Source organism: Spongiactinospora sp. 9N601, from assembly GCF_044326295.1.
GTDB classification, from domain to species: domain Bacteria; phylum Actinomycetota; class Actinomycetes; order Streptosporangiales; family Streptosporangiaceae; genus Spongiactinospora; species Spongiactinospora gelatinilytica.
This window is the reverse complement of sequence record NZ_JBIRBB010000067.1, coordinates 1-895: the sequence shown is the minus strand read 5'-3', so window position 1 is coordinate 895 and position 895 is coordinate 1. Positions and strand designations below refer to the sequence as shown.

Genomic DNA, 895 nt, shown 5'->3' with positions numbered 1-895 from the left:
TCGGCCAGCACCACCGAGAACCCATCCGCCGACGGCCGCAACCACACCCGCACCGACGTCGCCCCCGACGCCACCACCGACACCCGCTCCCACACGAACGGCAACCGCGCCGGACCCGACACCTCCAACACCAACGGCTGCAACGCCGTATCCAGCAACGCCGGATGCACCACGAACCCCTCCGGCGAAACCCCCTCCGGCAAAACCACCTCACCGAACCACTCATCACCCCGCCGCCACACCGCCCGCAACCCACCCCACGCAGGCCCGTAGTCATAACCCCGATCCGCCAGCGCCGCCCGCACCTCCTCCGGGTCGATCGCGACGGCGTCCGCAGGGGGCCAGGCCGCCTCGATCGGTTCGACGGAGGCGGGCCGGTCGGCCAGTACGCCGGTGGCGTGGCGGGTCCACTCCCCCTCACCCACCCGCGAATGCACACTCAAACCCCGACGACCCGAACCATCCGCCGCCCCCACCACCACCTGAAGCTCGACCTCACCCACACCCACCACCAACGGCGCCTGCAACGTGAGCTCCTCCACCAGCCCACACCCCACCTCATCGCCCGCCCGCACCGCCAACTCCACAAACGCCGTCCCCGGCAACAACACCCGCCCCGCCACCACGTGATCGGCTACCCACGGCCGCGACCCCACCGACAACCGCCCCGACACGACCACCCCACCCGAATCGGCCAGCCGCGTCACCACACCCGCCAACCCCGCCGACACACCCTCATCCACCAACCAGAACCGCTCCCGCTGGAACGCATACGCCGGCAACTCCACCCGCCGGCCCCGCCCCACCAGCTCACCCCAGACCGGCGAAACCCCCCGCACATGCAACGCCGCCACCGCACCCAGCACCGACTCCACCTCAGAGCGACCCCGCCGCA

1 protein-coding gene is annotated in these 895 nt (G+C 71.5%); it reads right to left on the bottom strand.

Annotated features, from left to right (window positions below; translation table 11 throughout):
- On the bottom strand, window positions 1-866 hold an 866-nt coding region (locus tag ACH34R_RS44155), incomplete at its 3' end, for a polyketide synthase dehydratase domain-containing protein (RefSeq protein ID WP_397567628.1).
- Window positions 867-895: the final 29 nt, after the last annotated feature.